The organism is Methylibium sp., assembly GCF_013817345.1.
GTDB lineage: Bacteria > Pseudomonadota > Gammaproteobacteria > Burkholderiales > Burkholderiaceae_C > Methylibium.
This window is the reverse complement of the sequence record NZ_JACDCW010000008.1, coordinates 25600-41724: the sequence shown is the minus strand read 5'-3', so window position 1 is coordinate 41724 and position 16125 is coordinate 25600. Positions and strand designations below refer to the sequence as shown.

Here is a 16125-nt window from a genome sequence, read left to right as displayed (position 1 = left end):
AGGCATTGCGGAGCCGACATGAGCCTGCGGCTGAAGATCCACCTCATCGTGGCTGCACTGGTCACGCTGTTCCTCGCGGCGATGATCGCCCTGCACCTGGGCAATCTTCGCGATGCGGTGCGCGAGGAGGTCGTCGCGGCCAATCGCGTGGCGCATCAACTGCTCAACCGCACCGTGCTGGTGGGCGCCTCTGCGGGCACGCCTGCGATGGCGCTGTACCTGCAGGGACTGGGCCGTGTGCGCTCCAACGAGATTACGCTGGTGGACGGCGAAGGGCGGGAGTTGTACCGCTCGCCGCCTTCGCCCTACAAGGCCGGCCGCGACGCGCCCGACTGGTTCGAGCGGCTGGTCGTGCCGGGGCCTTCGGAGCAGTCGATCGCTTTTCCCGACGGCAAGATGATCGTGCGCGCCGATGCCTCACGGGCCGCGGTCGACGCCTGGGACCAGTTCTTCCTGCTCGGCGTTACGGCGCTCGTCCTGCTGCTGGCCGTGAATGCGGTCGTCTATTGGGTGGTCGGCCGCACGGTGAAGCCCTTCGGGCAGATCGTGAAGGCGCTCGGCCGCATCGAGGCCGGGCACCTGGAAGAACGCCTGCCGCCGCTGGCCGGGACCGAGGCGGCCTCGATCGGCGCCGCTTTCAACCGCATGGTGGTCGGCTTGCGTGAGCGGCTCGAGGCCGAGCGCCGCGCCCTGGCGGCCGAGAGCGAGCTGTCCGACCGGCGCGAATTGGCCCGCTGGATCGACCGCCATCTGGAGCAGGAACGCCGGCTGATTGCCCGCGAACTTCACGATGAGCTCGGGCAGTCGGTCACCGCGATTCGCAGTCTCGCGTTGTCGGTGGCGCAGCGCACCGCCAGCCACGACCCGCAGGCCTCGCAGGCCGCCGGCGTGATCGCGGACGAGAGTTCGCGCCTGTACGACGCCATGCACGGCTTGATTCCGCGACTGGCGCCCCTGGTGCTCGATGCCTTCGGCCTTGCCGACGCGATGCGCGACCTGGTCGAGCGCACTCGCACCAGCCAGCCGGAGGCCGCGGTGGAACTTCAGGTGTCGCTCGGTGATGCCAGGCTCGGCACCGAGGCGGCCCTGGCGCTATACCGCGCCGCGCAGGAGGGCCTGACCAACGCGCTGCGCCACGGCCAGGCGCGGCACATGAGCGTGAGCCTGAAAGCCGAGGACGACGGTGCCCGCCTGGAAGTGCGAGACGACGGCCGCGGTCTCGCGCCCGATTGGGTGGCGAGGACGGAAGAAGACGGCGGCCACTACGGCCTGCGCTGGCTGGCCGAGCGCGTGGAGGCGCTGGGCGGCAGCCTGCACATCGGCAACATCGAGCCGCGCGGCGCGCAACTGCGCGTGTGGATGCCGTTCACGCCGGCCTTGGAGGGCGCCGCATGATCCGCGTCATGCTCGTCGATGACCATGCGCTCGTGCGCATGGGGTTTCGCATGCTGCTGGCCAATGCCGAGATCGAGGTGGTGGCCGAGGCGCAAAGCGGCGAGGAGGCCTGCCAGCAGGTGCCCAAGGTCAAGCCCGACGTGGTGGTGATGGACCTGTCCATGCCCGGCATGGGTGGCCTGGAAGCGGTGCGCCGACTGCTGGCGCAGGACCCCAAGCTGAAGCTGCTGGTGCTCTCTGCCCATGAGGACACCGCCCATCCGCAGCGGGTGCTGCGTGCCGGCGCGCTGGGCTACCTGGCCAAGCGCAGCGCCCCCGAGGCGCTGATCGCCGCGGTCACCGCTGTCGCGCGCGGCGAGCGCTACATGGACGCGCAGACCGCGCAGCGCCTCGCCGTGGCGCAACTCGACGGCGAGGCAAGCCCGGCCGACAGGCTCAGCGAGCGCGAGTTCTCGGTGTTCATCCAGCTCGCGCGCGGGGCGACGGTGGCGCAGATCGCCGAGACGCTCAATCTTTCACCGAGCACGGTAGGCACGCACCTCTATCACATCAAGCAAAAGCTCGGCGCCAGCAACCAGAGCGAAATCACGCTGGTGGCCTTGCGCTGGGGGTTGATCCAGGCCTAGTCGGGGTCCGGTTCACCGCGTCGAGGCGGGGCGGATTGCGCGCGCTCGCCGCACCATCGCCGCAACGCAAGGGCCACCCGATTCCATCATGCGTCTCAAGCACATCGAGGTGTTCAACGCCGTGATGCTCACCGGCACGGCGAGCGCGGCGGCGCGGCTGCTGCACGTGACGCAGCCGGCCGTCACGCAGACGCTGCAGCTCGCGGAGTTGCAACTCGGCTACGCCCTGTTCACCCGCCAGCGCAACCGGCTGGTGCCGACGCGGCAGGCGCAGTCGCTGTACCCGGAGGTCCAGCGATTGATGTCGCAGCTGGAGTCGGTGCGGCGCATCGCGGACGCGTTGGGCAGCGACGAAGAAACCCGGCTGCGCATCCTGATCGTCCCGTCGCTCGCCGTGCGCGCGCTGCCCGACGCGCTGCAGCGCTTTCGCAAGCGCTACCCGGAAATGCCGGTGTCGATCTGCACGATGCATTCGCGCGAGATCGCGCAGGCCATCGCGCTGCAGGAGGGCGATGTCGGCATCGTCTACGGCAGCCTCGCGCATCCGGCGCTGCTCGAAGAGCGCGTGGCGACGGGGCGGCTGGTGTGCGTGTCGCGCGTCGGCAGCGCGGGGGCCGATCGGCGCACGACCGTCGAACTGACGGACGTGCTGCGCACGCCTTTCATCCGCATCGACGAGCGCGACCCGCTGGGCACCATGCTGGCCGACCAATGGAGCCGGCTGGGCCTCGCGCCTCGCGGCGGCATCACGGTGCAGACCCACCACATCGCCATGGTCCTGGCGGAGCAGGGCTTCGGCCCGGCCATCATCGACTCTTTCACGGCGCAGGCGAGCCGCGACGACAAGCTGCATGTGCGCACGCTGCTGCCGGAAGTGCCGGTGGAGATCCGTGCACTGCTGCCGCAGGGGATTCGCTCGCCGCTGCCCGTCGCCGATTTCATTGCCGCGTTTCGCGCGGTGACGTCCTCGGCGTAGTTGCCGGACCAACGCTTGTCAGGAGCGCGTCACGCGGCGCTGTGCGAGCGACCACGCCACGGCTTGGCGGGCGAGCGCCGCGGTCGGATCGATGATCGGCAGCGGCGCATTGCCTGAGTCCAGTGCCAGCGGAATTTCCGTGCAACCCAGCACGAGCGCCTGAGCGCCTCGTTGCGCGAGTGCTTGCGCCGCCGCCTGCAGCAGTCCGGTCGCCAGCGCGACGTCGCCCGCCTTGACCGCGGCGATGCCCGGGATCACCAGCGACAGCATCTCGCCGGCCGTCGGCAGCAGCCACTCGATCTCGTGAGCCGGCCGTCCGGGGCGCGTGCGATCGACATACAGGCCGGAGGCGAGCGTGGCATCGGTTGCCAGAAGCCCCAGGCGCGCGTCTGCCCCGGCGAGGCTCGTCGCCTCCTCGAGCGCAGCGTCGACCATGTGCAGCATCGGCAGGCCGAGGGCCTGCTGCACTTCATTGAACCAAAGGTGCGCGGTATTGCAGGGAATCACCGCCAGGCCGGCGCCCGCGGCGCTCAGGCGCCGGCCGCTCGCGATCATGGCCGCCACCGGCGAGATGCCTTCGCCGCGGAAAGCCGCGGTGCGGTCGGGCACCTGCGGGATCGAGCTCACCACCACCGGCACATGCTCCTGATCGCAGGCGGCAGGCGTTGCCTCCAGCATCTTGCGCATGAAGTCGAGGGTGGCGAGCGGGCCCATGCCGCCCAGAACGCCGACCACCCCGAGCGGTCCCTCGGCGTCGCCTTCACCACCAGCGGGCGAATCGGCGGCGCGGGAGCGCTGCAGGGTGGCTTCGATCACGATGAGCGCGGCGTGCCTTCAGACCGATCAGGTCGCCGGCTTGTCCGACATGGCCTTCAGGTTGTCCTTCAGTTCGTCGCTCATCGGTGCGCTGAGATTGACGTTCTTCGGCGGGATCGGCGACTGGAACCACTTCTTGTACAGCGTCTCGAATTCGCCGCTCTTCATCAGACCGGCCACGACCCCGTCGACCAGCTTCTTGAACTCCGGATCGTCCTTGCGCAGCATGATGGCGTAGGGCTCGACCTGCAGGGCCTTGCCCACGACGTCCAGCTCCGCCGGGTCGCGCGAACTCGCGCGCAGGCCGTAGAGCAGGATGTCGTCCATGCCGAAGCCCTCGGCTCGTCCCTGCTGAACCAGCAGGGCAGACTCGTTGTGGTCCTTCGCGCCGATCAGCTTGAAGCCGAGCTTGCGCTCGTCGTTCACCCTGCGCAGGACCTGGTAGTTGGTCGTGCCGGTCGTCGAGACCACCGTCTTTCCGGCCAGGTCTTCCACCGATTTGACCGGCGAGCCGGCCTTCACCAGGAAGCGGGTGCCGGTGTAGAAATAGTTGATCGAAAAGGCGACCTGCTCGGCGCGCTCGCTGTTGTTGGTGGTCGAGCCGCATTCGATGTCGATGGTGCCGTTGCGCATCAGCGGAATGCGGTTTTGCGACGTGACGGCCTGGGTGGTGATCTTCAGGTCGGAGCGGCCGGTCACCTTCTTCACTTCGTCGACGATCTTGCCGCAGATTTCCCAGCCGAAGCCGGTCGGCGAGGCATCGCTGCCGAGGTAGGAAAACGGAATCGAGGCTTCCCGGTAGCCCACGCTGATGCTGCCGTTGGATTTGACCTTGTCGAGCGTCTGCGCCTGGACTCCGGCGCCGATGCCTGTCATCAGGAGGGACAAAACGAAGATCTTGGAGGTATGCATGCAGAGGTCCTTTGAGGAGAGGTTTGCGACGGATGACACGCCCGATGCTAGCCACGAGCGCCCGCGAGGGCCATCGGGATAAAACTGCAAACGATAAGTGCGGCTTATGGATTAGGGCCTGTTGTCGCTCGTGATCGATTGCCGAAAGGTGAAACGCCGGTTCAGATGGAAATTCATGACGAACACTACCGCCGTGGACAGCAGTTGCGCGGGAAGGTAATGAAGCTTGCCAGTCAACCAGTCGAAGAGGGCCGCGTTGATCGTCAGGGTCAGCAGGGCGAAGCCGACGAACAGCGCGCCGCCGGTCGCGAGCGGCACGCTGGAGCGAAAGGTGTAGCGGCGCTGAAGCAGGAAGTTGACGCCTAACGAGACGGCCAGACCCAGGCTGGAAGCCCATGTTTCCCACATGCCGACGAGCTCGATCGCCGCGCTCATCACGGCAAGATGCACGGCCAATGCCGCGCAGCCGACGACGAAATAGCGGGCAAACTGCCCGCGCACGGCCGCCGAGCGAACCGGGGCGGCGCTCAAGGCGCCGGATCGATGGTGATCAGATAAGGCACGGTCAGCGACTCCAGCATCGGGACGTCGATAAACGTCAGGCTCAGCAAGGCTGCCGTCGTCGCGCTGCTCAGCAGCATCAGCCGGCGTTCGCGAAAAAGTTTCTCGGGCTTTTGCGCCACTGAGCCGCTGCCGAGCGACAGCCGCAGGTAGTGGACGAACAGGGCCACGATCAGCGGGAAAGCCAGCGCGTACTCGATCCGGTACTTGATCAGGAAGACGGCAAGCAGCGAGGTGCAAAGCATCGCGTACAGGAAGCACGACAAGGTCAGGCTTCGTTCGGTGTAGAACCTGAACGAGCGGCGGTAGCGGTGCAGCACCTCGACGCCCGCGTTCGCGGCGATCTCGCGGTACTCGGACAGGCGCTTGGCGGCCATGAGGAACGCGCCGCCCATCCAGTACGCCACCAGCAGCGACAGCGGCGCCAGAGACTGCTGGTCGATCATGGTCCAACCGAGCATGAGGCGGATCGGATTGTTCAGCGATTCGGACAGCACGTCGAAGTAGCTCTTGTCCTTGGAGCGGAACGGTTTGACGTTGTAGACGATGCCGGAGAGCCAGAAGACGATCGCCACTGCGGCGAAGATCGGGCCCACCCACCAGGCGAGTAGCAGGCCGAGCGTGGCGCAGGCGGCGTAGCTGGCATAGACGACCGGCGCGTGAAGCTGTTTGTTGACCGCGGTGCGCTTGGATTTCTCGGGGTGAAAAGCATCGAACTCGCGGTCCAGCCATTCGTTGATGATGTAGTTCGCGGAAGCGATCAGGATCGCGCTAGCGAAGCCCAGGATGATGGCCAGCACGGCACCGTCGAGCGGCGGTTCGACCAGGGCGTAGGCCATGATGATTCCGGGCACGATGAACACGTGCTTGGTCATGTGGTCCAGCCGCGCGATGTGCACGTAGTCCCGCCAGGACGCCTCGGAGCCCGTTCGGCTCGCCGCGAGAATGTCTTGCGTCGAAATCGTCTTTTCAGCCGCTGTCTGCATCGTGTGCCTCATGCTTTAAGTTCTTGCTGCCAGTGCGTCGGCGGTTTGTAGTGCTGCGATCGAACGTCGTGACCTGGCTGTGGTGTCAAGGACGATGGCCAGAGCGCCCAGCGCGAGGAAAGGCAGCAGCCAGATGACGCGCGCCTGAAAGCGGTCGAACGGCGACGCGAGGCTGGCGCAGACGAGGGCGTTGCACACGACGCCGGCCACCACCAAGCTGGTAAACAGCGTGAAATCGCTCCACGCAGAGCCGGCCTGGGCTGCAAGCGGAATGCGCCTCTGCGGCAGGCTCACGGCCAGCCCCAGCGCAATCAGCAGCGCCGCGAACACCGAAACGTGGGTGGCGAAGCTCAGATTGCGATCCCAGGGGTTGCTCTTGTCGGCGGCCCGGCTCTGCAACAGCGTCTTGAACGTTTCCGGCGGCAGCCGGGCGCCGTAGCGCAGCGCATCGTTGCGGTAGCCGAGGATATCGACGCGGAACATGACGAGCTGGCGCAGCAGGTCGGCGCTCAGACCGCGCGCGACCGTGAGCGGGTCGAAGCGGACGACGTCCAGGAGAAAAGGGAACTGCTCGCCGGCGATGCGGCGCTTGGTTTCGGCATCGGCCAGCGTGAAGGCACCCTTGGACGGATCAGCCGAGAAAATGAAGTCCACCCAGGGCGTTGGAAAGTTGCCCACGTAGGCGCAGGCCGCATAGCCGGAGCCGGGGCAACTCGCTTGCAGGAACGCGGTGCCCGGCCCCATGTCGATGAGCCGGGCCATCGGATGCGGCATGCGCAGCGGCGGCTGGCCGATGGCGACCGTGACCGCCTTGAAGAAGACCCACTCGGCCGCGAAGCCAGCCGCGACGCAGGCAACAGCCAGCGAGAGGCCGGCGATGGACAGGCGCCGTGCCTTGCGGCTCACCATCCGTGCCGCGCATACCGGCAATAGCAAGGCCACCGCCAGCGCGAGATGGCTGGGGTGGCTGATGAGCCCGAACGTCATGATGACCGCCAGCGCAACCCGGTCTGCCCGCCCCAGCCGCGCCCAATACACCGACAGCGTCGCCACCGCAAGAATGATCAGCGGCGCAAAGACATCGGGCATCAGCAAACCGGCGAACGCGCTCAGCGGCGTGAAGAGCGTCAGCGCGCCGACAGTAGCGAGGAACGCCGGCGGGCGGACGGCCCACAGGCGCACCATCAACAGGTGCAGCAGGTAGGCGGCGCCCAGGGCTTGCATAACGACCACCAGCCACAGGTCGCTGCTCACGTAGCCCAAGTACAGCAGGGCGCCGTAGTAGACCGAGCGGCCGGCAATCACGAGCTTGTCCTCGATCGAGGTGAACCGCCGCGCGGGAGGCACTGCGGGGAGGGAGGCTTCTCCGTCTCTGTTCTGCGCCGCCGCTGCGGCTGCTTCGGCGGCTTGCGGCGCCCAGGCGGTTTGGAAGCGGGGCCCGAGCAGTTTGGTGATGCCCATGTCCGCGCCTCTCACGTAGGTCGCGGTGTCTGGATAAAAGAACGGCTGCCCATTCAGCAAGGCGAGCAGGCAAAGCATCAACGTCGCGAACCCGACGGACAGAAGCTGGCGAGGCCAGGCGCTTACTGCGTGAGGTACAGGCACGGTTAGACGCTTCGAGGCAGGCGGGTTCGTTGGGCCGAGGGCACTGTGCTCAAGCATGTTTCCGGCGGGAACCGCGGGCGGTCTCTTTCGGTTGATGCAACGATCGGACGACCGCGATCAGGGCACTCCGGTCGGAGCGCCGTGCGGACCGCGGCGAAGCGAAGCGTACGCAGGCAGCGCGGTTATGTCTCCACCCTGAACAGGTGCCGCCCGTTCGCCGACGTCCGGCCGCGCCATACACAGGCGTGAACGAGACTCACGCTGCCGGATACATTGCACTCTGCAGGGCGCTGACGCCCCGCAACTCGTTCAACCACCGACTCGAGTCGGTGGTTAAGCAAAGGCGTCCATGCTTGCAGCCTTGCTCGCCGCAAAGCTTGCCAGCGCGGTCCTTCGAAAGCCATAGGGGTTCTCGATCAGGGTGCCGCTTGACCGACCGCAGGGTCACGCCAGCGCTGCGACGGCGAGCCGCAGCAGGCCCACCCCGCGATCGGCACACTCATCGCAACTGGAAGCCGTCTTCGAGCGGGATGTGCCGGACTGCGTCGAACTCGAGCATGCAAGCCGGATCAAGCGTTGAGCATGGCACCGCTTCCAGGATGAGACGCTGTACCTTTTGAGCCAGCAGTGATGTGCTTGGGTGCTCGCTGGCAGCATCTGCAACCGTAGCCGCAGCCGCCGCGGCAACCGCCGATCCGTCGCGCCGCGCCGTTGCGCGCGCTTTGCGGCCCCGCCTCAGGCGGCCGATGCCGCGGGGGCGTCTCTCGAGGCGAGCTGTTCACGCGCCGACTCGTCCAGCCAGCGCCACTGCCCCGGCGCCAGGTCCGCCGGCAGCGTGATCGGCCCGAAGCGGCTGCGGTGCAGCGACAACACGTGATTGCCGGCCGCCGCGATCATCCGCTTGACCTGGTGGTACTTGCCTTCGGTGAGGGTCAGCCGCAGCGAGCGCTCGCCGCTGACCTCGCAGGCCGCGGCGCGCACGGACGTGGACTCGTCCTTGAGCGTCACGCCGGCGAGCAACTTGGCAATCTGCTGCGGCGTCACCGGCTCCGCAGTCTGCGCTTCGTAGACCTTGGGCACGTGGTGCTTCGGGTGCGTGACCCGGTGGATCAGCGTGCCGTCGTCGGTGAGCAGGAGCACGCCGGTGGTGTCCTGGTCGAGCCGGCCGATCGGCTGCACGCCGCGGCTTCGCAGGGGCGGCGGCAGGAGCGTCAGCACGCTGGGCCAGGACTTCGGCTTTTGCGAGCATTCGTAGCCGACAGGCTTGTTCAGCAGGAGCAATGCCCGTTCGCGGAAGAGCCAGGAGCGGCCCTCGACCTCGAATTCAAGATCCGCGACCTCGACTTCATCGTCCGAATACTCCACCGCGCGGCCCTCGTGCTTGACGCACTGCCCAAGGATCAGTTGCTCGCACTCGCGCCGCGTGCCGAAGCCTTGGCTGAACAGCACCTGCGACCAGCGCATCCGCGTCTCCTCGATCAAAGCAGGAGGCCGCCCGCAGGCGGCCTCGAAGGCGAGAGTTTAGTCAGCTGCCGCCAGCGCTGGCCGAGCGGCTCACAGGAGCGCGGCTCACCCTCGTCAGGAGCGGCACTGGCACAGGGGGACCGTGCCGCTCAGGCAAACACGCCGGCCGTGTCCTGCATGCGGCCGGACACTTCGCCCAGGTGGTGCAGGGTGTCGCCGAAGCTCATCTCCAGTACCGTCAGGCGCTTGAAATAGTGGCTGGCGATGTACTCGTCGGTCATGCCGATGCCGCCGTGCAGTTGCACGCACTGCTGGCCGACGAAACGCATCGAGTGGCCGAGCTGCACCTTGGCCTGCGACAGCGCGCGGCGCCGCACCGCGGGCGCATCGCCGAGCCGGAGCGTGGCGTAGTAGCTCATGGAGCGGGCCAGCTCGAGCTGCATCTTCACGTCGGCGATGCGGTGGCGCAGTGCCTGTAAGCTGGCGATGGGCACGCCGAACTGCTTGCGCGTGTTCATGTATGCGACGGTGATGGCCAACAGCTTTTCCATCAAGCCCACGCCTTCGGCACAGGCTGCGGCGATGCCGATGTCCGCCGCCTGTTCGAGCGCCGCATGGCCCTCGGCCGTGATCAGCGTCGCGGGCGCGGATTGCAGCACAAGCTCGGCGGCCCGCGCGCCGTCCTGCGTGGGGTAGCCCCGCAGCGTGACGCCCGCCGCGCCTTTTTCCACCAGGAAGAGGGCGATGCCCTCGGCTTCGTCATCGGCGCCGGCTGTGCGCGCCGGCACGATGAAGGCATCGGCTTCGTCGCCGGCGGCAACGACGGTCTTCGCGCCGGTGAGCGTCCAGCCGGTGGCGCTCTCGACGGCTCGGGTTGTCACGTGATCGAGCCGGTAACGCGCCGCACGTTCCTGATGCGCGAGCACCACCAGCGCGGAGGCGTCGGCGATCTTCGGCAGCCAGGCCGAGCGAAGTTCGCCGGGGGCGAGCGAAAGCAGTGCCGGCGCGATCAGCGCGCCTTGCGCATAGGGCGCGTTGACGAGGCCACGACCCAGCTCCTCCATCACCACCATCGCATCGACGGGACCGAAGCCCATGCCGCCTTCGGACTCCGGCACGGCCAGGCCGGTGAGGCCCAGCTCGGCCAACTCGCGGTACACGTCGCGCGTCTTGCCGCCGGCCTTGGCGATACCGTGCCGGCGCTCGAAGGTAAAGCCCTTGTCCACCCAGCGCCGCACGGCGTCGCGCAGCGATTCCTGCTCGTCGGAGAAATCGAAGTCCATGTCAGGCCTCCCGCCGGGCCGTCCCAAGGGAGGCCTGCGCCCCCTCGGGGGGCAGTGAACGAATGTGAGCGTGGGGGTTGTTCATCTCAGTTTCCCAGCACCGTGTTCGCCACGATGTTCTTCTGTACTTCGCTCGATCCGCCGTAGATCGTGGTCTTGCGCATGTTGAAGTAGGTGCCGGCCAGCGCTGCGCAATGCGCGGCGCCGACATGGTCGCCCTGCCAGCCGGCTTCCATCGCGTCGTGGATGAAGGGCAGGCTGCAGGGCCCGGCGGCCAGCATCATGAGCTCGGTGTAGCGCTGCTGGATCTCGGAGCCGCGGATCTTGAGCAGGCCGGCCACGTCGAGCGATTGCTTGCCGGTCTTTTCGGCCGAGAGCACGCGCAGCACCATCATCTCGAGCGCAACGATGTCGACTTCCAGCAGCGCGATCTGGTCACGAAAGCGCTGATCTTCGTACACGCCCTCGGCCCGGGCGATGCGCTTCAAGCGCTCCAGCTCGCGCTTGCCGCGGTTCACGTCGGCGATGTTGGTGCGCTCGTGCGCCAACAGGTACTTGGCGTAGGTCCAGCCCTTGTTTTCCTCGCCGACGAGCTGGTCGGCGGGCACCTCGACGTTGTCGAACCAGACCTCGTTGACCTCGTGCTCGCCGTCGAGCGTGATGATCGGGCGCACGGTGACGCCGGGCGACTTCATGTCGATCAGCAGGAAGCTGATGCCGGTCTGCGGCTTGCCTTCATTGCTGGTGCGCACGAGGCAGAAGATCCAGTCGCCGTGCTGGCCGAGCGTGGTCCAGGTCTTCTGGCCGTTGACGATGTAGTAGTCGCCTTTGCGCTCGGCGCGGCACTTCACCGAGGCGAGATCGGAGCCTGCGCCCGGCTCGCTGTAGCCCTGGCTCCACCACACGTCGCCGCTCATGATGCCGGGCAGGAAGCGCTGCTGCTGCTCGGGCGAGCCGAAGGCCATGATCACCGGCGCCACCATCACGGGTCCGAACGGAATGACGCGCGGGGCCCCCGCGAGTGCGCACTCTTCTTCGAAAAGATGGCGATGCACAGCGTTCCAGCCCGGCCCGCCGAACGTCTTGGGCCAGGCCCAGCCATGCCATCCCTTTTTGCCCAGGATGCGGGCCCAGCGCTGGTGGTCGTCTTTCGACAGGCGCAGCGCGTTGTGGACCTTGTGGCGGATGTCCTCAGGCAGGTTGTCGGCCACCCAGCCGCGGATCTGCTCGCGAAAGGCCTGCTCTTCGGGCGTGAAATTCAGGTCCACATCCTTCTCCCGTCATGCCCGGCAAACCGGCGATCGGTCAGTTTAGGCACGAGCGTTCGCCGTGTCGGTCGCGTGGGCGACAAGGGGTGCCGCCGTTCGGGGAGCGCTGCGCGGCGGGCGATGGGCAGCCGGTGCGCGGGGTCGCGGCTGAAGACGAAGATGCGGCGGCTCGCGGCCGGGCGGCTCTCGAGGAAACGATGGGCCGCCCCCGAGTTCTTTGACCCCGCGGGGGGCTCGGCGCCGCCGAGCCCTGAGGGCACTCAGAACCGGCGCTGCAAGGTGAGCGTGTCGTTCTCGCGCTTCATCTGAAAGCGCGTGAGGAAGCTGTTGCCGAGCAGGACGAAAGGCATGGGCGCCGGTTGCACCACCGCGTCCACGTTGAAGACCTCCACGTCGCCCAGCCGCACCGAGTCGAGCGCGATGCGCCAGCCGACGGTGTCGCCGTTGGCCGTGCGCAGGCCGATGCGCTGGCCTTTCTGGTAGTTCAAACCCAGCCGCTCGGCCTCGGCTTGGCTCATAGCAATCAAGGTGGCGCCCGTATCGACCAGGAAGGTGACGCCGCGGCCGTTGATCTGACCGTTCGCCTGGAAATGCCCCGACGCGTCGCCGCTGATCGTGATACGGGTGCCGCCGCCCGGGCTCGGCGCACCGCCCAGGTTCACCGCCGCGGCGCCGAGGCGCAGCGTTTCACGCAGGCCATCGACCTCGATCACTGCCTCGGCACCGTTCACGCTCAGCAATCGCACGCCCTTCAGCGTGCCGCCGATGGCGACGGCACGCGGCGCCGCGCCGTCGATGACCAGCAGCGCCTGCTGGCCCATGCTGCCGGCGAAGGCGACGCGCTGGGCCGTTACCACCGCAACACGTGCAGCCGGCGCCGTGGGCGCGGAGGCCGTTGCCGCGGCAGGCCCCGCAAGCGCCGGCCGCGGTGCGTCCGGCTGCGCTGCCGGCGTTCCCGGCTGCGCGGCGCCGCCGCCGGCGACCAGCGTCAAGGCCACGAGCGGCAGCAGCCGGCGCATCGGGTGTCAGTCGCGGAAGTTGTCGAAGGACAGCGGCACGTCGGCCACTTCCTTGCGGATGAGCGCCATCGCCGCCTGAAGATCGTCGCGCTTGGTGCCGGTGACGCGCACCGCATCGCCCTGGATGGCGGCCTGCACCTTCATCTTGTTGCCCTTGATGAGCGTCTGGATCTTCTTGGCGGTCTCGCTGTCGATGCCGGCCTTGATCTTGACGAGCTGCTTGACCTTGTCGCCGCCGATCTTCTCGATCTTGGCGGTCGAGTCGAGAAAGCGCGCATCGACGCTGCGCTTGGTGAGCTTGAGGGTCAGGATGTCCATCACCTGCCCGAGCTGGAATTCGCTGTCGGCGTAGAGCGTGATTTCCTTGTCCTTGCCCTTGTCGGACAGCTCGACCTTGGCGCCGCCGCCCTTGAAATCGAAGCGCGTGCCGATCTCCTTGGCGGACTGGTCGACGGCATTGCGCACCTCGACGAGGTCGGGTTCGAGCACGGTATCGAAGCTGGGCATTTTTGTGCGATCGGTTGAAAGCCAAGGATAAGAGGGGATGCGCGAAAATTCTGCCATGTCTGTCACGCCCGCCGTGGAAAACAGGGTCAGCCTGCGGCCCTACAACAGCTTTGGCCTGCCCGCGCTGGCCGAGCGGCTGGTGCGCGTACGCAGCGAGGACGACGTGCGCCGCGTGCTTGCCACGCCCGCGCTCGCGCGGCGCCCGAAGTTCGTGCTCGGCGGCGGCAGCAACATCGTGCTGACGACCGATTTGCGCGCCGTGGTGCTCAAGGTGGAAGTCGCCGGCAAGCGTGTCGTCTCGCGCGACGAGAACGCGGCGGTGGTCGAGGCGGGCGCCGGCGAGTCGTGGCACGGGCTGGTCGAGTGGACGCTCGAGCAGGGCCTGCCCGGGCTGGAGAACCTGGCGCTGATCCCGGGCAGCGTCGGCGCTTCGCCCGTGCAGAACATCGGCGCCTACGGCGTGGAGTTGCAGGACCGCTTCGAGTCGCTCGACGCGGTCGATCTGGAAACCGGCACCAGCCTCACGCTCGACGCGCCTGCCTGCCGCTTCGGCTACCGCGACAGCGTCTTCAAGCACCGCGGCCCCGACGGCCTGGCCGGCCGCTGCCTGATTACGCGCGTGCGTTTTCGCCTGCCGCAGCCGCCCAGGGCCGTGCTCGGCTACCTCGACATAGAACGCAAGATCGCCGAGACCGGCATCACCCATCCCACGCCGCGGCAGGTGTTCGACTGGGTCTGCGCCATCCGTCGCGCCAAGCTGCCCGACCCGGCCGTGATCGGCAACGCCGGCAGCTTCTTCAAGAACCCGGTGGTCACGCCCGAGCAGTGCCGCGACATCATCGCCCGCGACCCGGCCATCGTGCATTACCCGCTCGGCGACGGCACTTTCAAGCTCGCGGCAGGATGGCTGATCGACGCCTGCGGATGGCGTGGCAAGTCGATCGGCCAGGCGGGGGTGTACGAGAAGCAGGCGCTGGTGCTGGTCAACCGCGGGCAGGCCATCGGCGGCGAGATCGTGACCCTGGCATGCGCGATCCAGGAAAGCGTCTACGGCCGCTTCGGCATCCGGCTCGAGCCGGAGCCGGTGCTGCTGTAGTCCCGACAGATCACCGCAAGAGGAGACGGCAATGACACAGTGGCGCAAGAAGACACCGGACGAGGTTTACACCGCAGAGGAGGTCGAGGCCCGGCTGAAGGCCGAACTGCCGCACTGGACCTTCGAGGACGGCTGGATCCGCCGCAAGTACAAGACCAGCGGCTGGAAGGCCACGCTGATGGTCGTCAACACGGTCGGCCACCTCGCGGAAGCGGCCTGGCATCACCCCGACCTCGCGGTGAGCTATGCCTTCGTGATCGTGAAGCTGGTCAACCACGCCGCCAAGGGCATCACCGAGAAGGACTTCGCCCTGGCGAAGAAGATCGAGGACGTGGTGCAGTGGCAGCCGGCCAAGGAAGAAGGCGCGGTGCTGGAAGGCACGCCGAACGACGACGCCCGCTTCAAGTACCTGAAGTACGACACGCCATAAGAAAGCCTGCCTGCGCCGGCGTGTCGAAGCGCGGCCTGCAAGCCGGGCAGAGACTGACAAGCCTGCATGCCTGCCCACCCGTCGCTGCAAGGCCTGCAAGCCGAGCGTGTGTGAGAAATCCGGAACCGCGAAATGTCCAGCACCGAAACGCCGCAAACCGTCGCCGAGTTCTGGTTCGGCCCTGACGCAGGCAACGCCGCGGACGCAGCGGTTGCCGAGCGGCAGGCGGCGCTCTGGTGGCGCAAGAATCCCGAGACGGACAACGCCATCCGGCGGCGCTTCGAAGACGTGATCACCGAGGCCGCGATGGGCACGCTCGATGCCTGGTCGCAAACGCCGCCCGGCCGGCTCGCGCTGATCCTGCTCACCGACCAGTTCTCGCGCAACATCTATCGCGACACGAAGGCGGCCTTCGGCCACGACCTCCTGGCGCTCGCGTGGTCCAAGGAAGGGCTGGCGCGCGGCGACGATGAGCGGCTGCGCCCGATCGAACGGGTGTTTTTCTACCTCCCGCTGGAGCACTCCGAGTCGCGCCAGGATCAGGAACGTTCGGTGGCGCTTTATCGCGCCTTGAGTGCGGGCGTGCCGCCTTCGCAGCGGGCGGTGTTCGACGGCTTCCTGGACTTCGCGCTGAGGCACCGCGACATCGTGGAGCGCTTCGGCCGCTTCCCGCACCGCAACCGGCTGCTCGGTCGCGCGTCGTCGCCGCAGGAGCTGGCTTTTCTCGAGGAGCCGGGCTCGTCGTTCTGATGCCGGCCTGCGGTGGTGGGGTCAGTAGCCGATCGAGTAGCGGTAATTCTTGAAGCGTAGCACGGCGCTTTTCAGACCGATCTGCTCGATCACCAGCCCCGGGGTCGGCTCGGCGCCTTCGTAGAACACCTGGCCGTTGATGATGAGGAAACGGTTCGCGCGATCTTGCGAATAGATGGAACCGCCGATGGAAAGCGTCGGCAGTTGCCGGCGGATTTCTTCGGGCAGTTCGTTGCGGGCGTAGATGCGCGGCGGCGCGGGTTGGCCGCGCTGGGCTTGCGGCGGCGCGGCCGGCGAAGCGGCTGATCGCTCGGCCGAGGGCGTGGCGGTGGCCGGGTCGGCCGGGCCCGCGCCGCCGGCCGGCAACGAGCGGCGTGGCGACACGGGCGCGGCTGGCACATCGGCAATGACGGGCGGCTTCGTGAGCGGTG

General features: G+C 67.5%; 17 protein-coding genes. 6 read left to right on the top strand and 11 right to left on the bottom strand.

Annotation, left to right across the window (positions count from 1 at the left end):
• Positions 1-18 precede the first annotated feature (18 nt).
• The 3 genes from H0W40_RS02790 to H0W40_RS02780 all read left to right on the top strand — a co-directional run bounded on the left by H0W40_RS02790 (position 19) and on the right by H0W40_RS02780 (position 2997).
• Entirely contained in the window at positions 19-1395 is a 1377-nt protein-coding gene (locus H0W40_RS02790) for an ATP-binding protein (protein WP_292442972.1), read from the top strand.
• Entirely contained in the window at positions 1392-2021 is a 630-nt protein-coding gene (locus H0W40_RS02785) for a response regulator transcription factor (protein ID WP_292442970.1), read from the top strand. Before H0W40_RS02790 ends, H0W40_RS02785 begins: the two co-directional genes overlap by 4 nt.
• Positions 2022-2109: 88 nt before the next feature.
• A complete protein-coding gene (locus tag H0W40_RS02780; RefSeq protein WP_292442968.1) occupies positions 2110-2997 on the top strand; it encodes a LysR substrate-binding domain-containing protein in 888 nt (295 codons plus the stop codon).
• 18 nt (positions 2998-3015) lie between these two features.
• Here the strand turns inward: H0W40_RS02780 and H0W40_RS02775 are convergent, their stop codons facing one another.
• The 10 genes from H0W40_RS02775 to H0W40_RS02730 all read right to left on the bottom strand — a co-directional run bounded on the left by H0W40_RS02775 (position 3016) and on the right by H0W40_RS02730 (position 13418).
• A complete protein-coding gene (locus H0W40_RS02775; RefSeq protein WP_292442966.1) occupies positions 3016-3813 on the bottom strand; it encodes an amino acid racemase in 798 nt (265 codons plus the stop codon).
• 27 nt (positions 3814-3840) lie between these two features.
• A complete protein-coding gene (locus H0W40_RS02770; RefSeq protein WP_292442965.1) occupies positions 3841-4725 on the bottom strand; it encodes a transporter substrate-binding domain-containing protein in 885 nt (294 codons plus the stop codon).
• A 111-nt stretch (positions 4726-4836) separates the two neighbouring features.
• Entirely contained in the window at positions 4837-5256 is a 420-nt protein-coding gene (locus H0W40_RS02765) for a GtrA family protein (RefSeq protein ID WP_292442963.1), read from the bottom strand.
• Positions 5253-6284: a UbiA family prenyltransferase gene (locus H0W40_RS02760; protein WP_292442962.1), complete on the bottom strand. Its 1032-nt coding sequence runs from the start codon at positions 6282-6284 to the stop codon at positions 5253-5255. The genes H0W40_RS02765 and H0W40_RS02760 overlap by 4 nt, the downstream gene beginning before the upstream one ends.
• Before the next feature lie 3 nt (positions 6285-6287).
• Positions 6288-7733 (bottom strand): hypothetical protein, encoded by a 1446-nt coding sequence (locus tag H0W40_RS02755; protein WP_292442961.1) that lies wholly within the window; start codon positions 7731-7733, stop codon positions 6288-6290.
• Between the two features lie 879 nt (positions 7734-8612).
• The gene (locus H0W40_RS02750) at positions 8613-9341 is read right to left on the bottom strand and encodes a 16S rRNA pseudouridine(516) synthase (RefSeq protein ID WP_292442960.1); all 729 of its coding nucleotides are present in this window, start codon (positions 9339-9341) and stop codon (positions 8613-8615) included.
• A 149-nt stretch (positions 9342-9490) separates the two neighbouring features.
• Positions 9491-10624: an acyl-CoA dehydrogenase family protein gene (locus H0W40_RS02745; protein WP_292442959.1), complete on the bottom strand. Its 1134-nt coding sequence runs from the start codon at positions 10622-10624 to the stop codon at positions 9491-9493.
• An 86-nt stretch (positions 10625-10710) separates the two neighbouring features.
• A complete protein-coding gene (locus tag H0W40_RS02740) occupies positions 10711-11892 on the bottom strand; it encodes an acyl-CoA dehydrogenase family protein (RefSeq protein WP_292442958.1) in 1182 nt (393 codons plus the stop codon).
• A gap of 260 nt (positions 11893-12152) precedes the next feature.
• Positions 12153-12911, bottom strand: coding sequence for a TIGR02281 family clan AA aspartic protease (locus H0W40_RS02735; RefSeq protein ID WP_292442957.1), 759 nt, complete (start codon positions 12909-12911; stop codon positions 12153-12155).
• A 6-nt stretch (positions 12912-12917) separates the two neighbouring features.
• Positions 12918-13418, bottom strand: coding sequence for a YajQ family cyclic di-GMP-binding protein (locus H0W40_RS02730; protein ID WP_292442956.1), 501 nt, complete (start codon positions 13416-13418; stop codon positions 12918-12920).
• A gap of 55 nt (positions 13419-13473) precedes the next feature.
• Between H0W40_RS02730 and murB the strand changes: the two genes are divergently transcribed.
• The 3 genes from murB to H0W40_RS02715 all read left to right on the top strand — a co-directional run bounded on the left by murB (position 13474) and on the right by H0W40_RS02715 (position 15694).
• Positions 13474-14514, top strand: a complete 1041-nt coding sequence (gene murB / locus H0W40_RS02725; protein ID WP_292442955.1) for a UDP-N-acetylmuramate dehydrogenase — start codon at positions 13474-13476, stop codon at positions 14512-14514.
• A 31-nt stretch (positions 14515-14545) separates the two neighbouring features.
• Positions 14546-14944, top strand: coding sequence for a 4a-hydroxytetrahydrobiopterin dehydratase (locus H0W40_RS02720; RefSeq protein ID WP_292442954.1), 399 nt, complete (start codon positions 14546-14548; stop codon positions 14942-14944).
• A gap of 132 nt (positions 14945-15076) precedes the next feature.
• On the top strand, positions 15077-15694 hold the full coding sequence (locus H0W40_RS02715; protein WP_292442953.1) for a DUF924 family protein: 618 nt from the start codon (positions 15077-15079) through the stop codon (positions 15692-15694).
• 21 nt (positions 15695-15715) lie between these two features.
• Here the strand turns inward: H0W40_RS02715 and H0W40_RS02710 are convergent, their stop codons facing one another.
• Positions 15716-16078, bottom strand: a complete 363-nt coding sequence (locus H0W40_RS02710) for a general secretion pathway protein GspB (protein WP_292442952.1) — start codon at positions 16076-16078, stop codon at positions 15716-15718.
• Positions 16079-16125 lie beyond the last annotated feature (47 nt).